The 21,452-nt window shown below is 34.6% G+C and carries 19 protein-coding genes; 11 read left to right on the top strand and 8 right to left on the bottom strand.

The window, feature by feature from the left end; all coding sequences use genetic code 11:
• Positions 1–96: transposase (locus tag ES765_RS22995; protein WP_171017281.1), on the bottom strand; the 96-nt coding region annotated here is incomplete at its 3' end.
• Between the two features lie 53 nt (positions 97–149).
• Between ES765_RS22995 and ES765_RS18200 the strand changes: the two genes are divergently transcribed.
• The 8 genes from ES765_RS18200 (at position 150) to ES765_RS18235 (ending at position 11,569) form a co-directional block, all read left to right on the top strand.
• Complete coding sequence (locus ES765_RS18200; RefSeq protein ID WP_138115776.1) at positions 150–896, top strand: YARHG domain-containing protein; 747 nt, start codon at positions 150–152, stop codon at positions 894–896.
• A 216-nt stretch (positions 897–1,112) separates the two neighbouring features.
• Complete coding sequence (locus ES765_RS18205; protein WP_138115777.1) at positions 1,113–2,555, top strand: VCBS repeat-containing protein; 1,443 nt, start codon at positions 1,113–1,115, stop codon at positions 2,553–2,555.
• Positions 2,556–2,578: 23 nt separating this feature from the next.
• Positions 2,579–2,923: a DUF6150 family protein gene (locus ES765_RS22440; protein ID WP_138115778.1), complete on the top strand. Its 345-nt coding sequence runs from the start codon at positions 2,579–2,581 to the stop codon at positions 2,921–2,923.
• 151 nt (positions 2,924–3,074) lie between these two features.
• The gene (locus ES765_RS18215) at positions 3,075–4,934 is read left to right on the top strand and encodes a recombinase family protein (RefSeq protein ID WP_138115779.1); all 1,860 of its coding nucleotides are present in this window, start codon (positions 3,075–3,077) and stop codon (positions 4,932–4,934) included.
• Positions 4,935–5,175: 241 nt separating this feature from the next.
• The gene (locus ES765_RS18220; protein ID WP_138115780.1) at positions 5,176–7,980 is read left to right on the top strand and encodes a TonB-dependent receptor; all 2,805 of its coding nucleotides are present in this window, start codon (positions 5,176–5,178) and stop codon (positions 7,978–7,980) included.
• A 24-nt stretch (positions 7,981–8,004) separates the two neighbouring features.
• Positions 8,005–9,537: a G-D-S-L family lipolytic protein gene (locus ES765_RS18225; RefSeq protein ID WP_138115781.1), complete on the top strand. Its 1,533-nt coding sequence runs from the start codon at positions 8,005–8,007 to the stop codon at positions 9,535–9,537.
• A gap of 166 nt (positions 9,538–9,703) precedes the next feature.
• On the top strand, positions 9,704–11,212 hold the full coding sequence (gene atpD, locus ES765_RS18230) for a F0F1 ATP synthase subunit beta (protein ID WP_138115782.1): 1,509 nt from the start codon (positions 9,704–9,706) through the stop codon (positions 11,210–11,212).
• 78 nt (positions 11,213–11,290) lie between these two features.
• Positions 11,291–11,569: a F0F1 ATP synthase subunit epsilon gene (locus tag ES765_RS18235; protein ID WP_138115783.1), complete on the top strand. Its 279-nt coding sequence runs from the start codon at positions 11,291–11,293 to the stop codon at positions 11,567–11,569.
• Between the two features lie 52 nt (positions 11,570–11,621).
• Here the strand turns inward: ES765_RS18235 and ES765_RS18240 are convergent, their stop codons facing one another.
• The 6 genes from ES765_RS18240 to ES765_RS18265 all read right to left on the bottom strand — a co-directional run bounded on the left by ES765_RS18240 (position 11,622) and on the right by ES765_RS18265 (position 17,523).
• Positions 11,622–11,828, bottom strand: a complete 207-nt coding sequence (locus ES765_RS18240; protein ID WP_138115784.1) for a helix-turn-helix domain-containing protein — start codon at positions 11,826–11,828, stop codon at positions 11,622–11,624.
• A gap of 2 nt (positions 11,829–11,830) precedes the next feature.
• Positions 11,831–12,343, bottom strand: a complete 513-nt coding sequence (locus tag ES765_RS18245) for a DUF2975 domain-containing protein (protein ID WP_138115785.1) — start codon at positions 12,341–12,343, stop codon at positions 11,831–11,833.
• Positions 12,344–12,423: 80 nt separating this feature from the next.
• Positions 12,424–12,957, bottom strand: coding sequence for a GNAT family N-acetyltransferase (locus tag ES765_RS18250; RefSeq protein ID WP_138115786.1), 534 nt, complete (start codon positions 12,955–12,957; stop codon positions 12,424–12,426).
• Entirely contained in the window at positions 12,958–14,754 is a 1,797-nt protein-coding gene (locus ES765_RS18255; protein WP_138115787.1) for a M61 family metallopeptidase, read from the bottom strand. It abuts the gene before it with no gap.
• 97 nt (positions 14,755–14,851) lie between these two features.
• A complete protein-coding gene (locus tag ES765_RS18260; RefSeq protein WP_138115788.1) occupies positions 14,852–15,250 on the bottom strand; it encodes a two-component system response regulator in 399 nt (132 codons plus the stop codon).
• Positions 15,247–17,523: a PAS domain S-box protein gene (locus ES765_RS18265; RefSeq protein WP_138115789.1), complete on the bottom strand. Its 2,277-nt coding sequence runs from the start codon at positions 17,521–17,523 to the stop codon at positions 15,247–15,249. Before ES765_RS18265 ends, ES765_RS18260 begins: the two co-directional genes overlap by 4 nt.
• Before the next feature lie 267 nt (positions 17,524–17,790).
• On the opposite strand from ES765_RS18265, the gene ES765_RS18270 reads away from it, so the two are divergent.
• Genes ES765_RS18270 through bioD form a run of 3 tightly spaced genes read left to right on the top strand, consistent with a single transcriptional unit; the run spans position 17,791 to position 19,932 of the window.
• A complete protein-coding gene (locus ES765_RS18270; RefSeq protein WP_249356574.1) occupies positions 17,791–18,918 on the top strand; it encodes an aminotransferase class I/II-fold pyridoxal phosphate-dependent enzyme in 1,128 nt (375 codons plus the stop codon).
• 6 nt (positions 18,919–18,924) lie between these two features.
• Positions 18,925–19,308 carry a DUF2007 domain-containing protein gene (locus ES765_RS18275; RefSeq protein ID WP_138115791.1) on the top strand — a complete coding sequence of 128 codons (384 nt, stop codon included), beginning with the start codon at positions 18,925–18,927 and terminating at the stop codon, positions 19,306–19,308.
• A 6-nt stretch (positions 19,309–19,314) separates the two neighbouring features.
• Positions 19,315–19,932 (top strand): dethiobiotin synthase, encoded by a 618-nt coding sequence (bioD, locus tag ES765_RS18280; protein ID WP_138115792.1) that lies wholly within the window; start codon positions 19,315–19,317, stop codon positions 19,930–19,932.
• Here the strand turns inward: bioD and ES765_RS18285 are convergent.
• Positions 19,924–21,408, bottom strand: a complete 1,485-nt coding sequence (locus ES765_RS18285) for an ArnT family glycosyltransferase (RefSeq protein WP_138115793.1) — start codon at positions 21,406–21,408, stop codon at positions 19,924–19,926. The genes bioD and ES765_RS18285 overlap by 9 nt on opposite strands.
• Between the last annotated feature and the right edge of the window lie 44 nt (positions 21,409–21,452).

Consider the following 21,452-nt stretch of genomic DNA (forward strand, 5'->3'; position numbering starts at 1 on the left):
ACCTAACTCTCTCGATACATCTCCTACCGACCTTCCTTGTTCATTTTCCTTTAGAGCTTTAATAATCTGGCTCTCGCTAAACTTGCTGCTTTTCATGATGACAGTTTGAATTTAAAGTTAGTAAATTCGAATTATTAACTGTCCTACTTATGGGGAAGCCTACAACAGGTCCTACCAATATGGATATTTCTTATTCTGAGGGAGAAATTGGAATTACCGTATTCAATCAAACAGGGAATCCTTATAAGGGATACGAATCTTGGGATGATGTATATACTTTAGAATTTGATGATACCTGGGGAATTAATAATGATGAAGGTGTTGGAATTGGAGGTAAGATTTTGAAATCCAATAAAGGAACACACAATATTAATTACAATATCAAATACCTTCATAAGCAATCTCAATTATATATAACCTTTTGGAATGAGTATTGGAAACAATGGGGTTACTTTGAATTTAAAGATAACAATTCTGTAAAAGAATCCTGTCAAAAACTTTACAATTTAATAGGTGAACCTAAAATCCAAATATCAACCAAGAACGAAAAGTCAAAATTAGATATGGACAGTGGGTCGAACGACAAACCTAAGGACGAAGACAGTAATGTTGAAACTATAAATAACGAGGTTTCAGTTAAGTACCCTGAATCATCAACTCGACAACTAACTAAGTCGGAATTAACTAAATTATCTCTAGAAGAATTACAAATCATGAGAAACGAGATATATGGTAGACATGGATATATATTTAAAGAAGGTGGAAAAATGATGAAATATTTTTCAGAACAAAGTTGGTACAAACCACAATTCACCAATGTTGATTCCAAGTTAACTACAATTGAAAAGAGTAATGTTGAATTGATAGTAAATGAGGAAAAGAATAAAGAACACTGATTAAATGATAATCTGTTTATAATATTAAAGTTCAAATCCTATCATCAAGACGAAGTAGTGAATATTTTTTTTAAATAAATCATACAACTTTAGTTATTTCGTAATCAAAGATTGTATCTTAAATATAATTGTTCAAATACTATATTTCCAAATTCACAACTTTGTTTTTTTTAATGGAATTTTCTATTTCTAAATTTGATATGAAGTTAACATTTTATGAAAAGCCCGATACTTAGATTATTTGTTTTGTTATTATTAATTGTTGGTTGTTCAAAAGATTCTGATACTACAAATACGGAACAACCTATTTCCCAAACTAAAGAATATACTCTAACTGTATCTAATTCTCCATCTGAAGGAGGAACTGTTTCCCCTTTAAATGGAACTTATGATGAAGGAACTGTTGTTTCTATTGAAGGGACTCCATTAGATGGGTATCTATTCAAAGAATGGAGTGGAGATGTTCAGGGAACGGATAACCCTGTAAGTTTTACCATGGATTCTAATAAAAATGTTACTGGGGTTTTTGAAGTTGATTGTGAATTATTGAAATATCCATTAATTGATTCTAAACAACCTTCATATTTTACAGATATTCTTAACCATCCTGATAATATCAATGATATCCTTAGGGTTTATGATGATCAAGAAGGTGGGTATGGTTACGGATCAGAAAAGATAAATTTAGATTATAATCTTGATGGATATCTAGATTTTGTTTCTTTCAGAAATGATTATGATAGTCAAGATAACAGACAACCTATTCGATTTTTCAAAGGAACTTGTTCAGGAGAAATGATTTACGATGAGTTGAATTCAGAGAAATTTATTGGTTTGGTTCATGGAAGAAAAATACTTGTTGGGGATTATAATAATGATGAATTTCCTGATATTTTCTTCATCGGACATGGATACGATAAACCTCCATTTCCCGGTGAATATCCAGTTGTTCTATTTAGTGATGGTGAAGGTGGTTTTGACGAAACTAGATTAACACAATTTGTTTCTTTCTATCACGGGGGATCGAGTGGTGATTATGATTTCGATGGGGATTTAGATGTGGTTCTCGTTACGGGTTCATCCAACACCTATTTGTTCTTAGAGAATGACGGGTTTGGGAATTTTAATGATAACACCTCTATTTTACCAATTCAAGATGAATTAGTTCAATCTAAATACAGTTCTGAGTTTTATGATATAGATAATGATGGAGATTTAGAATTGTTTTTATTCGGTTTTGAGGGAAATTCTGTTGATTCGTATATACCAACCGTATCTATTGACGGGAACGGTATTGACTTTTCAGGTGAAATAAAAACACTCCCAAAAGTATCTATGTGGGGAATGGTTTTGGATTTTAGTTTTTATGATATTGATTCAAATGGTACTATCGAAATTCTGATTAACAGAACAAAACCTAATTACGAAGGTTGGTACATACAAGTTGTAGAATCAGTAAATGGAGTTTTTGTTGATTCAACGGAGAAATTTATATCTGATAATTTTAATGAATCCGAGAATTGGAATATATGGATATATACTGGAGATTTTGAAAGAAACGGGACTATTGAGTTACGTAACTCCTCAAACCCTGATGTAAACCATCAGAATCTCCTTAGTTGGGAACTGATTGGGGGAAAATTTGTTAGGAAAAATTAAACCTCAATATAACGTTGTGAACAATGAAAAATCAGTTCAAAAAATACATACTATTATCACTACTGATTTTACCTTCAATTATTTTCTCCCAAAATATATTTTCAGTTGATTATGAATCTCAATCTGATATAAAAGTATTCGTCGTTAAATACGAATCACAATGTGATTTAAAGGTGTTTAAGGTTAAGTATGAATCACAAGTTAAGGGGAATCAAGGGTTATGGTACTTTGTAAAGTACCCTTCTCAATCAGATAGGAAAATATTCTTTGTTGATTATGTATCCCAGTCCGATTTAAAAGTATTCTTTGTTGAATATAGATCCCAGTCTGGTTGGAGAGATAAATCAAACAAACACTTACTCTATTAAATCACATTTAGTTTCGTGTAAACATGAATAAATTTTTCGTTTAATACCTGAAAATAGGGGTTTTCATATCGAGGTCGTTTTTTCACCTTAAAGTAAAAAGACATTCCATATCTTCGTGGGTAAGAAAAATGACCTTACACAATTTCTAAAAATGAAAAACGAAAAGATTGGACTTTTGTTCAGAGTTTCTTCCAAACCCCAAGAATCAGATGGAGGTGGTTTAGAATTACAAAAAAGACTAGGTGAAAAGATATCAGATAAATTGGGTTTGATAAGAGTTGAATTCAATGAGGGAGTTCAAAGTTCGTTTAAGGTTGAAATTAATCAAAGACCCAAGTTGGTAGAGTTATTGGATGAAATCCAAAAAACCAATGGTATAAGAAAGGTTTGGGTGTTTAACACGGATCGACTTGGAAGGTATTCAAATTCGTGGTACTCTATTTTAAAAGTATTTATTGATTACGGAGTTGAGATTTATATAGGAGAGGATACGAAACCTTACGATCTTTCAAGTTCAGTTGACAAACTAACTATTAGTGTTCTATCCCTTATATCTCAATATGATAATGAGTTGAGAAGAATGAGGTCAATTTTAGGAAAAAGGAATTCTTTAAAAAACGGTAATACTTGGGTTGGAGGTACAGTTCCTTTTGGTTTTAAAGTAGAAGGAAAGATGTTGGTTATCCATCTAGTAGAATCTCAATATGTTAAGAGGATGTTTGAGATGTACTTTAAAGGAAAATCAACCATGGATATTAAGGTATATCTCGACGAACAAACCGATATAAAACCAAGAAGGAGTTTAAAAGGATGGAATGTTGGAACTGTTCTGTCTATGTTAAGAAAAGAGATATATAAAGGAATACAAGTTTGGGAGTGGAAAGAAAAATTACCTAATGGAGAAGTTGAAATTGTTGATTCTTATGAAGTTAAACATCCTAAAATAATCACAGAAAAATTATGGAATTCTGTTCAAGATAAGATAGATGATGAATACCCCATTCATTTTGATGGTAAAAGTAGAAAATCATTATTGAAGGGGTTATTAGTTTGTCCAAAGTGTAACCTTAAATTAGGTCATCGTTTTAAGAAAAACAATCATTATTATGGTAGATGTTCCGAAACGAATTGGAGAAGGGTAGGAACAAAGATTAATGTTAAATCTTGTCCAATAAAGAAGAGTCCTAGGATGGAAGAACTTGACCAAAAGGTTTTTGATGTTGTTTTAAACGTCATTAGAGATTCATCAAGAATTAGAGAGGAACATAAACTAAAGAACCTTGACCCTAAATTTGAAAATGAGAAGAAGATAAAAACCCAAAAGGAAACGTTGGAAAGAAAGATTCGGTCTAAGAAATCAGAGATTAAAAAGGTTGAAGAAAAGGAAATTGAAGTTGATTTTGATATTCGGGTAGGTAAGATTTCTGAGAATAAAGGAGAACTTTTAACTCAAAAATTCAAAGAACATATTGAAATTCTCAATCAAGAATTGGAGGATTTACAGAATAAACTTCTACCATTATCAAATTCGGAAGGTTGGATAAACTGGATTGAAAGAATGAATAATGAACTTGATAAAGTTGAGAACTACTCTTTGGAAAAGAAGAGAGAGTTTTTAAAGGATATTTTAAGTGAAATAGGAGTACAGTATGTGGATTCCACCCAATCTCATAAAATTAAAATTCAATTTTTATTACCCCTTGTGGGTGACTCTTTATTATATGGTATAGAAAAAGACGATTGGGGATTCAAAACCTATGAGTTGAAAGGTGGTTCTGAGGTATACGAAACAGAATTAGATTCATTTGTTCCGAACACTTCAAAAAACCAATCTTACAAGGAAAAATTATTGGAAAGGATAGTTGACTTAAAGGAGAAACAAGGTTTATCATTAGAACAAATATCTAATACACTTAACAAAGAAGGTCTTAAACCACTTAGTAAAGGGAAATGGTATAAAAGTAGATTGTCTTCTTTTTATAACTACAATCGAAAATACCTCCCAAAGTAGAATGGGGTAAGAAAAACGAACCAAACGGATTCAATGTTTACGGTGGAATAGATTTAAATCTTGTTATAAAAAATGGGCATGAACTTAGTTCATGCCCATTTTTTATTTTGCATATAAATCAAATTATAGGCATCAAAATTATCATAATGATACTATGCATGCATAATTTTTATAGATTACTATGCATGCATATGAAATAATCTGTATCTTCAACCCAAATTAATTTTAAACATACTTAAGAATGAGAGCAATACTACTTTTAGCATTTATGGCTATTGGGAATATTGGGTTTTCCCAGACCAATATCAATGGTAATGTTGTTGATCAAAACAACGAACCTATCCCCGGGGCCAATATCGTTATTGTTGGCAAAACCATTGGAACCGTAGCTGATTTTGACGGTAATTTTAATTTGACAACTAGTGAAATACCACCTTTTAAAATAGAGATTTCCAGTATTGGCTATACAAATTCTACACAAACCATTACGAGTAATAGCCAAACGATAAGCGTTGTTTTAAATGAATCACAAACCTTTTTAGATGAAGTTGTAATATCAGCATCCAGAACACCTGAGCGAATATTTGAATCGCCGGTTACTGTTGAACGGTTTGGTTTACAAGAGATTAAAAATACAGCTGCTGCAGATTTTTATGGCGGTCTTGAAAATTTAAAAGGTGTTGATGTCAACACCAATAGTTTAACGTTTAAATCCGTGAATACCAGGGGTTTTGCGTCTTTCGCAAATACACGTTTTATGCAATTGGTCGATGGTATGGATAATTCTACACCTGCCTTGAATTTCCCAATTGGTAATTTAGTTGGTATGGTCGAGACTGATGTTTTAAGTGTGGAATTATTACCAGGTGCTTCATCTGCGCTATATGGCGCAAACGCCTTTAATGGGATTTTATTTATGCGTAGTAAAAGTCCATTTGACTACGAAGGAATTAGTGTATCCATAAAACGTGGAATTACTTCACAAGAAGCTTCTGGAGACAATGCCTATACGGATTTTGGTATTAGGGCAGCCCATAAATTCAGTGATAAATTTGCAGCCAAAGTGAATTTCGGGTACTTAAAAGGAACAGATTGGGCGGCAAACAATATAGCAGGAAAAGATGATAATAACTTTATCACTACCGATAGAACCCGAGCTAATGATTTAAACTATAATGGGGTCAATGTTTATGGTGATGATTATGCGGGTAATATTAAAAATGTAGCACTCTTACTAGAAGGCCGCGGTCTTATACCTTCAGGGGCAAATGCTTTAATTCCTTCGGTAGAGGTCAGTAGAACAGGGTATAATGAAAGTGATCTTACCAACTATAATGCTGAAAGTATTAAAGCAGATTGGGGCTTATACTATAGGCCTATTGAAGATAATAGTTTGGAAATTTCATATGTAGGTAAGGTGGGTACCGGTAATACCATTTATCAGGGGACCAACAGATACAATATAAAAGGTTTCTTTCAAGAGCAACACAAACTAGAAATTAGGAATGATAATTTCTTTGTTCGTGGTTATTTAGTTGGAGATAAATCGGGTGACTCGTATGATATGGGTTTTACAGGTATCCAAATCAATAGAGCTTGGAAAGATGATAGTACTTGGTTTGGTGAATATACAGGTGCTTACCTTGCAGCGACTCTAGGGGGCGCTACAGATGAAGCTGCTCATGCGGCGGGTCGTGCAACAGCAGAAACTGGTCGTTTTCTTCCAGGAACTCCTGAATTTCAAGCAGCCTTTAATCGAAGTATAAACGATCCTGAATTGCTTACAGGTTCAAAATTTCAAGATGCATCAAAATACTATCATGCAGATGCTAATTACAACTTTAGTCACCTGATTGATTTTGCCGATATTCAACTTGGAGGTTCCTTTAGGGAGTACAGTTTAAATTCTTCAGGAACTATTTATACAGATGCAGACGGACCTATTAATTATTCAGAATTCGGAATTTATTCACAGATTCAAAAGAATTTGCCTTTGGCTGGGGAAAAAAGCTTAAAATTAACTGGATCTGTCCGTTATGACAAATCTGAATTTTTTAATGGTTTCTTTTCTCCTAGAGTATCTGCCGGGTTAACCTTAAATAGAAATCATAATATCAGGGCATCGGCCCAAACGGGCTTTAGAAACCCCACAACGCAAGATCTTTTTATTGGTTTAGCTACTGGAGGACCAATCTTGGTAGGTTCAGCTCCAGACAATTTAGACAGGTATACTGCGCGGCCAGCTAATATAAGTGCTGCAGGTCAACTTTTAGGAGAGCCGGCAACAATTTCGCAATCAGGAAGAGTAGCTTACGAAAACTCGTATACGAGAAGCTCAGTGACTAGATTTGGTGAAACTGGAAACGCTGCTGATTTAGAAATAGCAAATCCAGATATTATAACACCAGAACAAGTAGCCTCATTTGAAATAGGATATAGAGGAAAGATAAATAGATTAGTCGTTGATTTTAGCACCTATTATAACAGTTATAAAGATTTCATTTCTCAAGAAGTCGTAATTGCGCCTTTTTACGGTACAGTTGGTGATGGCTCTGAATCCGTAGATGCTATTATTAATGGGGATGAACAGGAATTTAGCGCCTATACGAATAGCGATGCTGACGTAAATTCTTATGGCGCCTCATTAGGTTTGAGTATGAAAGTATTGGGTAATTATGATTTAGAGGGGAGCTACACCTTTACTAAATTGGATTTTGATCGCGAAGCGAATCCAGATTTACAGTTAAATTTCAACACCCCAGAACATAAATTCAAGGCTTCTTTCGGGAATGCAGAATTGTTTAAGAATTTTGGTTTTAATGTTTCTTACAGGTTTAGTGATGACTATTTTTGGGAGGCAACATTTGCTCAAGGTGTAGTGCCTGAATTCCATAATGTTGATGCACAAATAAATTATTCCGTTCCAAGTATAAAATCTACATTTAAGGCAGGAGGCACAAACATTTTAGGCGATGAGTACTTTACAGCTGTAGGTACTGGGTTTATAGGTTCTATGTACTACCTATCTTGGACTATTAACAACTAATCAAAAATCAAATCAATATTTGACATGAAAAATTTTAAATATATATATATTGCTTTTGGAATTATCGTTTTTACAGCTTGTAGTGATCCTGAAGAGGTAGACCTCGCCCCAGAAGTTATGGCTGTGGCGAGCGCTGAATTAACCGCTGGTTCCGCAGATTTCTCAAATTACGTTGCTGTTGGTAATTCCTTAACCGCTGGTCTAACTGATGGAGCGCTATTTAAGGCAGGTCAAGAAAATTCATTTCCCAATATTTTGTCATCTAAGTTTGCTTTGGTTGGCGGTGGAAGCTTTACGCAACCTTTAACCAATGATAATTTTGGAGGTCTTGCTGTTGGAGGGGCTAGAATAGCACCTCCAAGGTTCGTTTTTGGAGGTGCAGGCCCAGTAGGTTTAGAAACTTTAATTGGCCCTATAACCGTTACCACAGACATAGCTTTAAATAACCCTGCAGGCCCATTTAACAATCTTGGTGTGCCACTTGCTAAAAGCTTTCACGTACTAGCGCCTGGTTATGGTAATTTAAATAATGTAGCTTTAGGTTTAGCAAATCCGTTTTTTGTAAGAATGACGGGTGCTACTCCAGATGCAAGTATACTGGAAATGGCAGTTGGGCAAGCACCAACGTTTTTTTCCTTATGGATAGGTAGCAATGACGTTTTAGGTTATGCGACAAGTGGTGGTGACGGTACTAATCCTATTACGCCAGTTTCAGGCCCTCCAGGTGTTGGTTTTGACGGTAGTTACGGTGCCGTGGTAGCTACGCTTACGGCCAGTGGTGCTAGTGGAGTTGTTGCCAATATTCCAAATATCATCGATATTCCTCATTTTACTACAGTACCTTACAATCCTGTGCCTTTAGATGCTGCAACAGCAGCAGCGGTAAATGGTGCTTATGTGCCATATAATGGTGGTTTGCAAGCTGCATTTGGAGCTTTGGCAGGAACTGGTCTATTTACACAAGAAGAGTTAGATGCGAGAACAATTAGTTTTGTTGCAGGAGCTAATAATGCTGTAGTAATAGAAGATGAAAGTTTAACGGATCTCGGGGCAATAAATCCTGCCTTTGCGGCATTGCCAAAAATCAGACAGGCGACAGCTGCTGATTTGTTAGTTTTACCTGCGGCGAGTTTTATTGGTACACTTGCGGTTGAGGGGAATCCATTAACCGTAAACGGAGTTGCTATTCCGCTTGCAGATAAATGGGTGCTTATTCCTAGTGAGCAAGAAGAAATTGCAATTGCGACTGAAGCTTTTAATCAAATTATTTCATCTGTGTCAAGTCAAGCAGGCTTAGCCTTTGTTGATGCAAATTCTATATTAAATCAGGTGGCAAACGGAGGTGTTACAAGTGGGCAATTTACGTTAACTTCTAGTTTAGTTACTGGTAGTGCCTTTTCTTTAGATGGCATACACCCTACTGCTAGAGGATATGCATTATTGGCGAATGAATTTATGAAAGCTATCGATGCTACGTATGGCTCTAGTTTCGAGGCATCAGGAAATTTTGTGAATGTAGGTGATTATCCAACAAATTATGCTCCAACACTTCAATAGTATGGCATACAAAGTAAAATACAAAAAGGCACCTAAGAGGTGCCTTTTTGTATTAACAAAAAACCCAAAAAAACTGTTTTTCTTTAAGATGTAATAACATATCTTTGCAGCCTGAAAATGAGAGCATTTTAAGGTTATATTAAACGTAATACAAAACATAAAAGTAATGTCAAAAGTTACAGGTAAAGTTTCGCAAATCATTGGACCCGTGGTTGATGTAGAATTTCAATCAGGTGCTAATCTGCCTAGAATCTATGATTCCTTGGAAATAATAAAGAAGGATAAGTCTATTTTAGTATTAGAGGTGCAATCTCATGTTGGGGAAAATACGGTTAGAACTATTTCTATGGATTCTACCGATGGTCTAAGTAGAGGTGTTGAAGTTGTTGCTACAGGTAGCGCGATTCAAATGCCTGTTGGAGATGATGTATATGGTCGTTTGTTCAATGTAATCGGTGATGCAATCGATGGTTTAGGGAATTTACCTAAAACAGGGAAAGATGGTTTGCCAATTCACAGGGATGCTCCAAGATTTGAAGACCTTACAACTGCTACCGAAGTTCTATTTACCGGTATTAAAGTAATTGATTTAATTGAGCCTTATGCAAAAGGAGGTAAAATTGGTTTATTTGGTGGAGCAGGTGTTGGTAAAACAGTACTGATTCAAGAATTGATTAACAATATTGCTAAAGGACATGGTGGCCTTTCTGTTTTTGCAGGAGTAGGCGAAAGAACTCGTGAAGGAAATGATTTGCTTCGTGAGATGTTAGAATCTGGTATTATAAAATATGGTGATGATTTCATGCATTCTATGGAAGAAGGCGGTTGGGATCTATCCAAAGTGGATAAAAAGGTGATGAAAGAATCAAAAGCGACGTTCGTTTTTGGACAAATGAACGAACCGCCGGGAGCACGTGCACGAGTTGCTCTTTCAGGATTAACAATTGCGGAATATTTTCGTGATGGTGAAAGTGAAGGTCAAGGGAAAGATGTACTTTTCTTCGTAGATAACATTTTCCGTTTTACACAAGCAGGTTCAGAGGTTTCGGCTTTATTGGGTCGTATGCCTTCTGCAGTTGGGTATCAACCAACTTTGGCAACAGAGATGGGTGCTATGCAAGAGCGTATTACATCAACGAAAAGAGGTTCAATTACATCTGTACAGGCAGTATATGTACCTGCAGATGATTTAACAGATCCAGCACCAGCAACTACATTTGCCCACTTGGATGCTACTACGGTATTATCTCGTAAAATTGCAGAACTTGGAATATATCCTGCGGTAGATCCTTTAGATTCTACGTCAAGAATATTAACGGCTGATATTTTAGGAAAAGAGCATTATGATTGTGCTCAAAGAGTAAAAGAGCTTTTACAACGTTATAAAGAGTTACAAGATATTATTGCCATCTTAGGTATGGAAGAGTTATCTGAAGAAGATAAATCAGCTGTAGGTAGAGCAAGACGAGTACAACGTTTCTTGTCACAACCTTTCCATGTTGCAGAACAGTTTACAGGTCTAAAAGGGGTGTTAGTAGATATTAAGGAGACTATTAAAGGATTTAATATGATAATGGATGGTGAATTAGATCACTTACCAGAATCTGCTTTTAATCTTAAAGGTACCATCGAAGAGGCTATCGAAGCAGGAGAGAAAATGTTAGCTGAAGCTTAAAACTAGTAAGCAGTTGCAGTTCCAGTTTGCACTTTTGCTACTGAGTACTGAATACTGAATACTGAATACTGAAAAATTATGTATTTAGAAATTGTATCACCGGAAGCAACCTTATTTGCGGGCGAAGTAACTTCAGTTACAGTCCCAGGTATAAATGGAGAGTTTCAAATGTTGAAAGATCACGCGCCTATTGTATCCTTACTGCAAGAGGGTAAGGTTAAGTTTACTGGTACTATTACGTTGGAAAAAGAATATGCAGCAAAGTTCGGTAAAGATGAAAACGGAGATACTGTTTTATCTATTTCTAGTGGTACTATTGAATTAAAGAATAATAAGGTTATTGTACTGGCAGATTAGTATTAAGTTATTATAAAATTGAAAAGGTCATACTGTTAAGTATGGCCTTTTTTTATTTTGCTTGATATGCTAAAATAGCTGCTGGTTGACAGTCTAATGCCTTACAAATTGCCTCTAAGGTAGAAAATCGAATAGCCTTTGCTTTACCAGATTTTAAGATGGACAGATTGGCTTCGGTAATACCAATCATTTCTGCAAGCTCCTTACTTTTTAGGTTACGCTCCGATAATACGATATCTAGGTTTACAACAATACTCATAGTTATATGGTTAGGTCGTTTTCTAGTTGTACTTTATATCCATTCTGGAATATATGTGTTAGAAATAAGGCAATCATTCCAAATATTAAATGTAAAATTAGGTTATGCAGGTCACGAAAATCAGTTTTGTTCATTATTGGAAAATGGATAAGCGTGTATAAAACAGGGCCAACAATTAAATTTAAGATAGTAAAGAGCTTTAGGTTGTAGATAATATTCTTATTAAAAATAATTTTCCCTTTTAAAGCTTTAAAAACATTAGAAAGTACGTAGAAAAAAAATACTCCAAAAAATAGACCTAGCGAGATTGTAAGTATGGTGTTGAATTGATAATCACCATTAATAAAAGTACCTGTTAGTGGTATGTCCATTCTATATCGACCATTACTATGCGCAAAATTATTAGTTATAAATGCAAAGTCAATGTATATAACAAGTAGTAGTATTAGTATCGAAATCATTCTAAATAAATAAAAGGCTATAGCAGAAAGCGATTTTGGGTCGAACATTTTCATAGTCTAGTGTATTATTGTTTAACAATAACAAATATACTATAATTATCGATAAACAATAATAAAATTAAAAATAAATAGATTTAGCTGGTTCTTAAGGAAATCAATTTCCAGTCTTGGTTGAGTGAATCATACGTACATATATTTTCAAAACCTACGGAATAATGCGCTCCTAAAGAGCGTGTATTTGTAGCATCAACCTCGGTAATTATAGATTCATAAGTTGGGTAGGATGCTTTTTTCATCACTTCATATAGACCTCTAAATATGCCTTGTTTTCTATGGTTTTTAGAAATACAGATTTGCCCCATCACTAGGTAATTCTGAATATGTAATCGGTCTAATTCTTGAAACATGGGTTGTAAGACGGTAATTTCATTTTTAAAGCTTGGCACCATACTTAATGCATAACCAACCACTTTATCATCATCTTTTGCAATGATGTGTGGACAAGCTTCGTTCATATTCTTTAGCAAATCAAGATTGTGGCTCACGGTAACAAAACCTTCTTGTTCAATTTCTGAAGACGTTACAGCAGATTTTAAATTAATCTGTTGTAACGATAGAATTTGCAACAACTCTTCTGTTGTTTTGGCTGTGGTGTAATTGATGTTCATTTATTCTATTTTCAACCAATCTTTTCGTGCCTCCAGTATTTTTTTTGAAGGCACCAAGCCATTTGTTTCTTCAAGGTTAATTGAATAGTTTGGGTCAGACTCGAGAATCACTTCTGTTGTTTTTTTGTTCCCATCTCGCTCAAAGGCTACTTTAAGTGTATCCCCGGGTTTAAATTCTTTAATGAACGCATCAAATTGAATCCCATTTGGAAATGGTTTTCCATTAATTAAAGAAATCACATCATCTTTATCTAAACCTGCTTTATAGGCAGGGCTACCAATTGTAGTGTTGCTCTGAACTTTGCCGTTCAAATCATCTGTAATAGATACGGCTGCTCCAAAAAAGGCTATATCTCTGTTTTTAGTTAATGATATACCAACGGTTTCAAATAGTTCGCTATAGCTTGGCATTTGGCTTTTATAAATATAATTATCAAAGAAATTATTCCCAAATGCTTCGCCTGCATATAAATTCAACGATTCATGCAAGTTTTCTATAGTATAGGTTATTTCAGTTTTCCCATAACTGTTCCAAACCTGTTTCATAAAATCATCTAAATTCAATCCTTTCTCTCTTAAAGATAAATCTAATGCCAAGCCAAGAACACTACCATAAGAATAATAAGAGATAAAGGTATTTTCTCTATTTACAGGTTCGACTGAAGTTGCAGCATCCACGAACGGCGCTTGATAGCTCATTTCGATAGGATTAAAAAACTGTCTAGCGGGTGAATTCCAAACAGAGTTAAAGGTGCCGGTCAAACCTTCTACATACGTATCTGGAGACATCAATCCTGCCCTGCAAAGGATAAGATTTGTGTAATAACTAGTAAAGCCTTCGGCAAACCAAAGTGCGCCACTCATATTGGCATTTTCAAAATCAAAAGGTTCTAGGGTTTTTGGTCGAATACGTTCCACATTCCAACTATGAAAAAATTCATGAGAAACCGTTCCAATATTACCATTCATACCTCCGTTTGCCAGTGTTCTAGTATTGGTTAAAATGGTTGAATTACGATGTTCCATACCGTCACCTGATGCGTTGGGTATGTAACATGCTAGAAAAGTATAGTTGCCAAAATCAAATTTAGGCAATGTTCCAAATACATCTTTTTCGGCGAGCACTACTTTTTTTACTTTTTCAAAATAGGCATCTGCCTCATCTTCAGTACCCGGATCATGCAAGGCAAGCTTTACTGTTTGTTCGTCTATGCTAAATTCTCTTACTTTATGATTGCTCAATTCTGTGGGGCTATCCATAAAATAGTAAAGATTAGGTGCGCTATACATGTTGTCTTTTACATGGGGTAGTTGTGTGGCAACCTTCCATTCTAAATCTTCTCTAGTTTTAAAATCAATTTCAATTGGTCGTTCTCGAAGGGCATGGGCATACATAAAGGTTGCTGGTATATTAAGATGTGCATGGGTCTCGTCTACTTGTGAATATGTGCCGTCTCCTCTATTTGCGAATATGGTGTATGTGATTTTTACAGTACCATCATGACCTGAAACGTTCCACTCATATGGATTAGGCCTAATGATTTTTAAATTATTTCCTTTACCGTCACTAGCCGTAAAATTATAAACATTTTTAGCGAATTCATGTAAGGCATATCGCCCAGGTGAAGTTCTACTCATTCTAAGCGATAAGGTGTCTGTAGTGATATTCGGAAAACTAGCCGTTACTTCCGCCTCATGATGAACGACATTTTCAAAAGAAATGGTATAAGAATTAGTCTGGGCATTAATTGAATTAGCCTGAAATACAAGAAAAAAGAAAAGGAGTAAATAGCGCATACAAAGATTTACAGCGAAGATAATAAAGCTTACTCGTGTTTGAAAAACTTTGATTTTTATATATGAGATGTTAGCAATGGGTAGGAGTTCTTGATAATCATTCACCAAATTTGGACACGATTGTTTTTGTTATTCTTTTGAAAATAGTTTCATTGATTGGCTTTAAAATGAAATCGGCCACTAAAGGGCTTTCTATCAGATTTTCAATATCTAATTTGTTGCCAGAAGATGATAATATAAAAACAATGCAATTGCTTGAATTAGCTAGTGTTTCAAAATGCTCCATGAATTTCCAACCATTCATAACGGGCATATTAAGATCAAGGAAAATAACATAGTTATTTTCCTTGATATACTCTTTTTTCAGATAAGTAATAGCCGGTAGGCCATTGGTGAAAGTTGTAATATTACCTTTTATATCTGATGCTTTAATTCCCTTTTCCAATAAAAATGTGAATATTGGGTCATCTTCAATCACTAGTATTTGGTACTTCATTCAATTTCCTCGATATCTAATGTATGTGCAGTGTTATCAACTATCTTTTTAATAATAGAATCAATTTCCTCTGCTGATTTTATGATGTACTGCAACATACGCTCCTTTTCTTCAAATTCCAAATTTTCCTTCTTGTCCCGAATTAAATTAATTAACCCCATTAATCTTGCTACGGGAGCTCTTACTATATGAGATTGAGTCCATGCAATTTCTTTGAGTTTCGTATTTTGTTTCTCTATCGCTCTAAGGTGCAGAATTCGATCTGTTACATCTCGAGTATTTACAACGATACCATTTATGGAGGGTTCATTTAATTGGTTGGTCGCTATGGTTTCCAACCATCGCCAATCACCCTCTCCATTCTTAAATCTGAAGGGTTTCATATAAACCTGTCTATTTTTTGTTACCTCCATGAATTGAGCGTATACGGCTTCGTGATCATCAAGATGAATATGGTCGAAAGCCGTCGATCCTAATAATTCTTCCGGTGACATTTTTAATGTGTTTTTCGAAGATGGACTTACATAGATGAATTTAGCCTCTTGATCAAAAATAGCGATTAGTTCAGTTCCTTCCTGAACCAATGTTTTAAAGCGACGTTCACTTTGTTCAAGTTGTAATTCTGATTTTTTCTGCTCAGTAATATCCTTAGCACTACAATACGCAATTTCATCATCGCTGTTCCAATTAGAAGACCAGAGCATGTGTACTAAATTACCATTCTTGTGAATATATCTATTTTCAAAATAAGTTTCAATGCTTCCAGAAATAACAGATACTACTGATTTTTGAGAAGCGGGCCTATCTTCATTAAATATAAAATCGATGTATTTTCTGCCAATTAATTCTTTAGGCGCATAACCCAAAATTCTTTTACAGGCTTCGCTAACGGTTAAAAAATAGCCTTCTTTGTTAAAAGTACAGATAATATCCAATGACGCGTCCATTATCCTTTCCAATTCTTCCTTGGCATTCGTAGTAACTTGTTGCGCTAATACCTCTGCAGTGATGTCTTTTGAAAAACAGGTTACGCCAATTAAGTTTCTTTCTTTATCATATAATGGGTCAAAGGAGGTTAAACCATAAGTTGTCTTCTTTTTCGATGGGTCATGAAATTTTTCTTTAATTGAAAAACGTTCTCCTTTAAGTGCTCTTTCATAATAAGCTTTCCATTTGTTACTAATTTCTTTATTGAAGTCGTACTCAAATACAAAATCTCCCTCCTTAAATTGATATCCTATATTTCTTTCAATAAGTTTATGGTAAGAATTATTAGCAATAATCAATCTGAATTCTGTATCCACTGACCACAACAAGTCTTCGGTGCTGTTGATTATGGCTTCTTGGTTGTTTTTAAGCCTAACTATCTCAGAATTACGGTTTACCTTTTCAGTAATATTTTGAATTGTACCATACATTAATACAGGTTCTTTGCCATTCCATGTTAATATTTTACCCTTATCATGAACCCAAAGTATATGTCCTTTTTTATTTTGTATTCTGTACTGAATATCATAAACTTCAGATTTATCGTTAAAACAACTACTCAACGCATCCTTAACCATAGATAAATCTGACGGATGAATAAGACTTTCCCATGCGTTTTGACTTAAGGAGTTCATATCATCCTCGTTATGACCAATCATTTTAAGGCCTTCATCGTTCAGTTTAAAAGAATCATACTTAATATCCCGCTCCCAGATACCAATTTGAGTAGCTTCAACAATGTTATTTAAAAGGTCTCCCTTTCTTTCTAATTCATTTTTTTGATTTTCTTCGTTTTTTTTTGATTTTCGTAGTTCAAATAATTGAATTACTTGTTGGGCAAGAGTTTTAAGGCCGTTTAGTTGTACACTATCGAGTTTTTTAGATTGGTAGTCCAGAACGCATAATGTGCCAAGCCGATACCCGTTTGTTGTAGTCAGTGAAACACCCGCATAGAAGCCAATAGCAGGATTTTCCTTTACAGAGGGGTGATTAGCAAACCGTTTATCAATATGAGTATTTTCGACGACTAGTAAATCCTCGTCCTCTTGGATAAGATATTTACAGAAGGATTCTTCTATAGGTGTATAATTAAAATCTAAACCATAATGTGATTTGAAAAATTGTCTTTTTTCATCAACCAGTGATATTAGACTTATTGGTGTATTGCAGATGGCAGCAGCAAGAGCAGTAATATCGTTATATAAGTTCTCTTCCTCAGAATCCATAATCTCAAAGGATTCCAATGCTTCAATTCTTTTTTTATCTAAAATGTTATTCCCTCTCATACATTCATCTAATAAATTGTATTTTCCTATTTTAAAAAATCTTTACAAGTAGGAAAATTCCTTAAAAAAGTGTGCAAACATATACTTTCTTAAGTATCTAATAGTCAGTTTGATTATTTATTATAATAGCTGGGTGTAATACATAAAACCCATGTACCTTAATATAGGGTGCAGTAATATTTTTGTCAATTCCATAATTACATGCATTTCATTTAATAGAAAAGCTATTTTTGTTGCATGAGCCAAATACCCGACAAATTGCTTAAAATGCTAGCAAAACGTAAAAAAGAGAAAATTTTTCGGCAATTAAATTCCTTGAATGGTTTGATAGACTTTCTCTCAAACGACTATTTAGGTCTTGCGACAAATGAAACCTTATTTTCTAAAACTTTTCAACTATTATTGAATGAAGGCATTGCTTCTAGTGGATCTGGGGGTTCGCGACTATTGTCGGGTAATCATAAATTATATGAGCAGTTAGAGCCCTTGTTGGCCTTGTTTTACAAGGCTAATTCAGCTCTGGTTTTTAATTCTGGCTACGATGCTAACATGGGTTTCTTCAGTTCTGTTCCCCAACGTGGTGATTTAATTTTTTATGATGAATTTGTTCATGCCAGTATACGTGAAGGAATTCGTATGAGTAATGCCAAATCTTATAGCTTTTCGCATAATGATTTAAATAGTTTAAAGGATAAAGTTGATATAAACCTAGATAGAAACGAGAATAGCGAACGAGCTATTTATGTAGTGACTGAAAGTGTTTTTTCGATGGATGGTGATATTCCAGATTTAAAAGCCTTTGTGAACTATACCAAAGAAAATGGGTATCATCTAATTGTTGACGAGGCACATGCTGTAGGAGTATTGGGTGCAAATGGCGAAGGGCTAATTTCAGAGTTAGGCCTAGAACTAGATGTATTTGCAAGAACGGTAACTTTTGGGAAAGGTTTTGGTTGCCACGGGGCTGCAATATTAGGTTCTCAGGATTTAAGAGATTATTTAATCAATTTTGCTAAATCATTTATTTACACCACTGCTTTAACACCACATACGTTGGCGACCATAATTACGTCTCACTCGTTTTTACAAGAATTAAGCGAAGAACCAAAAATCAAATTAAAAGAGAATATTGAGTTTTTTAAAAATCAGATACGTGCACAAAAAGTAGATCAACATTTTATTTCGAGTCATACTGCTATACAATGTTGTGTTATTCCAGGAACAAAAAAGGTGAAATTGGTTTCTAAAAAACTAATGGATAAAGGGTTTAGTATTAAGGCGATTCTGGCTCCAACAGTGCCAGAAGGACAGGAAAGACTTCGAATTTGTTTGCATAGTTTTAATTCAAAAGAAGAAATAGGATTATTAATAAAGCTGCTTTCTAGTTATATTTAGGGATATATGGAAACCAAATTTTATCAGTTAGCCTCTTTTGAATATGTAGCAGATGTACAGATTGTAAAAGGTAAACTTGAATCTGAAGGGATTCCGGTATTTCTTAGGGATGAAAATACTTTGAATTCAGACCCGCTTATCAGTAATGCCATTGGTGGGGTGAAGTTACAAGTCTATTCTAGAGATAAGGATAAGGCAATTGCTATTTATGATGAAATTAGGGCTTATGCTGTAGATGAAGATGGTAAGCCGAAGGTTTGCCCTAATTGTAAAGCCGAAAAATCTGAACCTTATTATAACAGGACAGGACTTTTTTATAAACTTTTTCCATTTTTCGAGAAAAGAAAATATAAGTGCCTAAATTGTGGTATAATCACAAATACAACGTAAAACGAAATGCAAAAGATTTTTGTAACAGGTATTTCTACAGGGGTTGGGAAAACTATCGCTTCAGCCATTTTCACAGAGGCACTAAAGGCAGATTATTGGAAGCCGGTTCAGGCAGGCGACTTGGATAATTCAGATACAGATAGGGTGAGAAACCTTATTTCGAATGATAAAACTAAATTTCACCCTTGCAGTTACGAATTAAAATCTCCAATGAGTCCGCATGCTGCAGCAGAAATTGATGGTATTCGTATAGATAGGTTTCATATTAATGAGCCCAAAACAGATAATAATCTAGTAATTGAAGGCTCTGGTGGTATTTTGGTTCCTTTGAATGAAGAGGATACCATGTTTGATATAATTATGCCAGATTATAAAGTAGTGGTGGTGTCAAGAAATTATTTAGGTAGTATCAATCATTCCTTATTAACTATAAATTGGTTGCAGAAAAAAGGATATGAAGTTTCGGTATTGTTTAGCGGTGATGTTAACCCACATTCAGAAAATATTATTCTTCATAAAACAGGAGTATCACTTTTGGGTAGAATTGAAGAAGAAGAAAAATTTGATAAAGCAGTGATTAAAAAATATGCCGATAAGTTTGAAGGGATATTGAAATCACTCTAAACGTTGTAATATGTCTGCATTTTCAACAGTTGCGAAGTTGCTATAATGTTTGGATAAATAGGCATCTATATATTCGTTTTCCTCAAGTTCCTTTTTATCTAAAATTCGTCTGCCTTTTCTTACCACGACAGTTTTTGGTTGTAACTCTTCCATAATAAATTTCAATTCTTCCAACGAGTTTTTTCTGGGATTATCATAGAAAGGAAAAAGCTCATCCCTACATATGTTGCTAGGGTGTGTAGCTGCAATAGTTGGTGGTAAGGTGTCTAGATTCCAATAGCTAATATGGTATTCAAAAAACAATATGTTTTCGGTTTCTAGATGGTTGTCCTTTATGTATTTGGGAACCGAAAATCCTTCTCCGTTAAAAAAAGTATGGTGTTGATATTTGTTCTTAAGAATATTCGCATATTCCAAATAACTTTCCGCAGGTAGTAATAATATAAGGAAAGCTAAATAGTTAGGAACTTTTGGCTTGTATCTTATCGTTAGTTTATAGACAACCAGTCCGAACAAAATCAGTAACATGGGGTGCAATTGTATTAAGTAATGCCCATTAATCCTTCCGCCTTTAATAAAAGAAACTAACACCCCAAAAATGGCGACTAATAGTATTTGTACGGATCTATTCTTAAAATCAAGATACCTGCTTTTGTACCCGTATAGTAGAAAAAGTCCAGTAATTATAAATATAGGAGCTAATTTAAATATGGAATACCGTCTTGCTTCGGTATATTCTAAAGGCGCAAGAACCACAGATTCCCACCAAATAAGTGTTTGGTTGTTCAAGTAATAAGGCGCAATTGTAGTAATAATAACCGTCAAAACCCCTACCGAAAATAGCACTACCTGTAATAGATTGATTTCTCTTTTAGTAAAGCATAGCTCGTATAAAAAAAAGAGGCCTATGAAAAATATAGGAAAGGCCATGTTCAGTTTTACCATTACCGTAATACCCATTAATAAGCCCGACAGAAAAATCCAACCGAGGGACTTTTTGGTGATTAAAAGGTACAATGCGGCAACGAAAAAGGCGATGCAAATATGTTCTGACATCACACCTTGTAGACTACCAAACAGGCTTAATAGAAAAACACAAAAGACCCCAACAAGTAAAGAAGCCTTTCTTGGCATCTTAGTGAATGCTATTTTATACGTAAAATAAGCTGTGAATGCTACTAAAACTACGCCCCCAACTCTAATGGCGATAAAGCTCTTTCCGAATACAGTTATAATGGCAGCGAAAAAGGCAAAAGTTAAAGGTGGTTTTAGATCCCACAATTGGGTATAAGGTAAAAAACCATCTGCCCATGATTGTCCCAAAAGGATAAAGGTGCTTTCGTCACGATCAATATAATCTCGAAAGAAGAAAGGGAATCGTATGAAAAAAGTAATAAGACTAAGGATAAGGAATACCGACCCATCTTTAATTTCAGAAAAATTAAAAATTGCTTTTTTCTTTCTTTCTAAGGGCATCTCTTTTCTGCAGTTTATTTTCCGATCTTTGCAAGATAGATAAA

The sequence above is a fragment of the Maribacter sp. ACAM166 genome (genome assembly GCF_005771495.1).
Taxonomy (GTDB): domain Bacteria; phylum Bacteroidota; class Bacteroidia; order Flavobacteriales; family Flavobacteriaceae; genus Maribacter.

Excerpts from the sequence above, each read along its gene's own strand:
- ES765_RS18215 (WP_138115779.1), top strand. The coding sequence starts at position 3,075 with ATGAAAAACGAAAAGATTGGACTTTTGTTCAGAGTTTCTTCCAAACCC.
- ES765_RS18255 (WP_138115787.1), bottom strand. The coding sequence starts at position 14,754 with ATGCGCTATTTACTCCTTTTCTTTTTTCTTGTATTTCAGGCTAATTCA.
- ES765_RS18235 (WP_138115783.1), top strand. The coding sequence starts at position 11,291 with ATGTATTTAGAAATTGTATCACCGGAAGCAACCTTATTTGCGGGCGAA.
- ES765_RS18220 (WP_138115780.1), top strand. The coding sequence starts at position 5,176 with ATGAGAGCAATACTACTTTTAGCATTTATGGCTATTGGGAATATTGGG.
- ES765_RS18225 (WP_138115781.1), top strand. The coding sequence starts at position 8,005 with ATGAAAAATTTTAAATATATATATATTGCTTTTGGAATTATCGTTTTT.
- ES765_RS18200 (WP_138115776.1), top strand. The coding sequence starts at position 150 with ATGGGGAAGCCTACAACAGGTCCTACCAATATGGATATTTCTTATTCT.
- ES765_RS18275 (WP_138115791.1), top strand. The coding sequence starts at position 18,925 with ATGGAAACCAAATTTTATCAGTTAGCCTCTTTTGAATATGTAGCAGAT.
- ES765_RS18245 (WP_138115785.1), bottom strand. The coding sequence starts at position 12,343 with ATGAAAATGTTCGACCCAAAATCGCTTTCTGCTATAGCCTTTTATTTA.
- ES765_RS18270 (WP_249356574.1), top strand. The coding sequence starts at position 17,791 with ATGCTAGCAAAACGTAAAAAAGAGAAAATTTTTCGGCAATTAAATTCC.
- ES765_RS18240 (WP_138115784.1), bottom strand. The coding sequence starts at position 11,828 with ATGAGTATTGTTGTAAACCTAGATATCGTATTATCGGAGCGTAACCTA.
- ES765_RS18260 (WP_138115788.1), bottom strand. The coding sequence starts at position 15,250 with ATGAAGTACCAAATACTAGTGATTGAAGATGACCCAATATTCACATTT.
- ES765_RS18250 (WP_138115786.1), bottom strand. The coding sequence starts at position 12,957 with ATGAACATCAATTACACCACAGCCAAAACAACAGAAGAGTTGTTGCAA.
- ES765_RS18285 (WP_138115793.1), bottom strand. The coding sequence starts at position 21,408 with ATGCCCTTAGAAAGAAAGAAAAAAGCAATTTTTAATTTTTCTGAAATT.
- ES765_RS22440 (WP_138115778.1), top strand. The coding sequence starts at position 2,579 with ATGAAAAATCAGTTCAAAAAATACATACTATTATCACTACTGATTTTA.
- ES765_RS18265 (WP_138115789.1), bottom strand. The coding sequence starts at position 17,523 with ATGAGAGGGAATAACATTTTAGATAAAAAAAGAATTGAAGCATTGGAA.
- bioD (WP_138115792.1), top strand. The coding sequence starts at position 19,315 with ATGCAAAAGATTTTTGTAACAGGTATTTCTACAGGGGTTGGGAAAACT.
- ES765_RS18205 (WP_138115777.1), top strand. The coding sequence starts at position 1,113 with ATGAAAAGCCCGATACTTAGATTATTTGTTTTGTTATTATTAATTGTT.
- atpD (WP_138115782.1), top strand. The coding sequence starts at position 9,704 with ATGTCAAAAGTTACAGGTAAAGTTTCGCAAATCATTGGACCCGTGGTT.